Source organism: Streptomyces sp. NPDC002779, from assembly GCF_042888685.1.
Taxonomy (GTDB): domain Bacteria; phylum Actinomycetota; class Actinomycetes; order Streptomycetales; family Streptomycetaceae; genus Streptomyces.
On the sequence record NZ_JBIAQC010000058.1, the window covers coordinates 1 to 2,981 of the forward strand.

Consider the following 2,981-nt stretch of genomic DNA (forward strand, 5'->3'; position numbering starts at 1 on the left):
CGATCACCGATCGCCTTCGAGAACACCCTCCACCACACACCAACTACGCTGGCACCAGCCGCATAACCCGTGTTCAGGATTCGGGGTCAAGGCCCTAGGCGCAGTCGGCGACCACCGCCCGGCAGCCGAAGCCCGCTTGCTTGCCCTGGGCCGCGAGGTCAGCGGCCAGCTGGGGTTTCGTGCGGAAGGCCGGGTCGGACCGGCCGCGGGGGAAGTGGTGGGCAGGGGTGTAGGGGTGCGCGTGCAACGGGTAGTAGACGCGGCCGTCGGTCCACACCGTGGTCACCGTGACGATGCCGTTGTCGGTCTTGCCCAGCCGGCCCAGCCACTGCCGGCCCACGTGCGCGGTCGCGGTGCCGTCCTTGCGGTCCCCGGAGTCGTCGATCACGATGACCCCGCCGTCGTGCGGAGCCGTCGCCGGCTCCTCGCGCAGCAGTTCAAGCCGCCGGTCGTTGATCTGCTCGGCCTCCCAGGGCGACTCGGACAGGAAGAACTGCAGCCGCTGCACCCCCGGCATCCCCGCACCCGCCACCGGCTCCGCCCCGGCCAGGCAGGTGATCGTCTTGTTCCGCTCCCGCGGCGCCAGCAGCCCGGTCAGATACTCACGAAAACCCCGCCGCTGGGCCAGGCTGAAGAAGAGGTCGTCGAACCGGGCCGCGTAGTCCTCCAACGGCCCCGGCGCGGGCGGACACGGACGGCGAGCAGTCATCTTCAGCCCTCAGCACGGCAGTTGGCTCCTATCACCGGCCTACGACCAACTCGACCCGTCGTAAACCCACACCACCGCCGGATTTAACGAACTACCGGTAGCGCCGGGGGAGCGCTCGGCCTCGCGCCCGATGCGGGTCTGTGTAGCGAACGGCCCTGTCTCACATTCGGTGGTGACGGAGCGTGCTGTTATCCGAGGAGGATGCGGTGCCGGAGCAGGGTGAAGCCTGCTCGTCCGTGCATCTGGCGCGCGATCCGTTTGGTCTTGGAACCTGTTTCCGAAGACGCGTGTTGGAAATTGGCCATCTTGGTTTGAGCCGTGTGCGCCCTTCGTGCTTCGCCTCTCTCGCCCCATCAATCGTCCGGTGTCCCAGATGTATAGGCGTGTCTTGTGCGGCTCCAGAAACACAGGCACTGTCGTGCTGCCCTGCCGAGACCTCGCCCGGGCTCCCCCCAGTCGAAGGAACCTGCCATGACCCGTCGTTTCATATCCGGCCGCCTCGCGGCCGCAGCCGTCCTGCTCGCTGTTCCCGTCCTCGGCGTCGCCGCAGCCACCCCAGCAGCCGCGGCAGAGTGCAATGGGGTGCAGGTCACGGGCAACATCTCCGACAAGCTGTGCATAGCGATCGGGGAGAACAAGGTCCTGCTCGACAACAGGCTCAAGGCGTCCAATGTGCTTACGTCCAGGCTCGAACTCGGGGTGGACTACGCCATAGGGCAGGACTTCACCGTGACGCTCGAGCCGGGCGCCGAGGTGGAATTCGATCTCAGCGGTGTGGCCACGGTCAGCGTAAAGGCCGACTGACCACGAGTCGGGCAGATTAGCGGCCCCGTACAGGACGTCCTGGCGCCCTCGTGCAGGGGCGCCCGCCTACGTTGGGGTGCTCCGCCTCGCTCGTAAGGCTGCAACACAGAATTTCGGGTGTGCTCCCTGACGTAGAGGAAATACGCTGTCCCGGCTCGTTCTGCCCCCTGTCTGAGGAGGAGGGTGGGGTAGGACGTTCCGGCCGTGTTAGTTCCCCTCCGTAGCCGGAGCAGTTCGACCGTGGGTGTCGGCATCGCGGGAATGCGCCGGCACTCACGGTAAGTGGTTGTAACAGGGCCCTGGAGCATGCCCGCTGCCGGTGCCCTGGTAGCCGCGTCGGCGATCGTCGGGGCTCCGCGGCAGGCGCGGTCGACGCCGGATTCGGTGTAGGCCCGGCAGTCGTTGCGGTGTTCGTGCAGATTCAGAAGCTTTTTCTGCACTTCGTGCCTGCTCAGGGGCGTGATCGTGGTGCTGGGGCGCCGTTCAGACAGCTCGTGTGAACTGCTCCTGGGTGGCTGTCGGCTTCGGCTGACGGCGGGTGAGCCGGCGGGTCATGAGCGTGATCGCGGCCCAGGTGATGAGGCTTTCGCTGTGCTGGACCAGTCGCTCGTAATCACGGGCGTGACGGCGGGCGTTCATGACCCAGGCCAGCGACCGTTCGACGACCCAACGTCGCGGGATGATCACGAATCCAGAGGCGTCCTTGGGGCGGCTGACGGGCTTGATCGTGAGGTTCAGATGCTTCTTAGCCCAGGCCACGAGCTTGCCCGCGTAGGCGGAGTCGGCCCAGACGATCGTGATCTCGGGGTGCATGAGGCGCAGGCGGAACAGGACTTCCTTCGCGGCCGCGGAGTCGTGGAGGTCGGCGGGAGTGACCATCACCATCAACGGCAGGCCGCGGGTGTCGACGACGAGGTGCCGCTTGCGGCCGTTGATCTTCTTCCCGGCGTCGTAGCCCCTGGACTCGGAGGTGACGGTCGAGGCGGCTTTGACGGACTGGGAGTCGATGACCGTTGCGACCGCCCGAGGGCCTTTGCCCAGGTCACGGCGGATGCGGGCGGCGAGCGCGTCACGGATCTGTCCGATGATCCCGGCGGCCGCCCAGCGGGCCATGAAGCCCCAGACCGTGCGCCAGGGCGGGAAATCGGCGGGCAGTGCCCGCCATTTGCAGCCCGTGGCGACGACGTAGCGGATCGCGTCGACGATCTCGCGGCGAGGGTGCTTCTCCGGCCTTCCGCCCGTGGGTGTTTCGCAGGCCGGCGGAGGAAGAAGCGGTTCGATCAATGCCCACTCGGCGTTCGTGGTGTCCGAGGGATAGAGGCGTTCACGCATGTCAGGGCCTTCAACATGACGGTGGGGTCTGGCCCGCCGCAGGGCGGGCCGACCCCCCCAAGCGGGCGGCTGTGAGGCGGGTTTTAAGTGGGGGGGGGGGGGATGGATGGGGTTGGGCGTGGGGGCGAGATAATTT

Annotated in this window: 3 protein-coding genes and 1 pseudogene; 1 reads left to right on the plus strand and 3 read right to left on the minus strand. The window is 67.2% G+C overall.

Annotated elements, in window-relative coordinates:
* Positions 1 to 94: 94 nt before the first annotated feature.
* Positions 95 to 709: a transposase gene (locus tag ACFYW5_RS37635; RefSeq protein ID WP_389421646.1), complete on the minus strand. Its 615-nt coding sequence runs from the start codon at positions 707 to 709 to the stop codon at positions 95 to 97.
* A 471-nt stretch (positions 710 to 1,180) separates the two neighbouring features.
* On the opposite strand from ACFYW5_RS37635, the gene ACFYW5_RS37640 reads away from it, so the two are divergent.
* Complete coding sequence (locus ACFYW5_RS37640) at positions 1,181 to 1,513, plus strand: hypothetical protein (RefSeq protein WP_389421647.1); 333 nt, start codon at positions 1,181 to 1,183, stop codon at positions 1,511 to 1,513.
* A gap of 315 nt (positions 1,514 to 1,828) precedes the next feature.
* Here the strand turns inward: ACFYW5_RS37640 and ACFYW5_RS37645 are convergent.
* A pseudogene (locus ACFYW5_RS37645) lies at positions 1,829 to 1,938 on the minus strand (IS5/IS1182 family transposase); the annotation flags it as partial.
* A 58-nt stretch (positions 1,939 to 1,996) separates the two neighbouring features.
* A complete protein-coding gene (locus ACFYW5_RS37650; RefSeq protein WP_389421648.1) occupies positions 1,997 to 2,845 on the minus strand; it encodes an IS5 family transposase in 849 nt (282 codons plus the stop codon).
* Between the last annotated feature and the right edge of the window lie 136 nt (positions 2,846 to 2,981).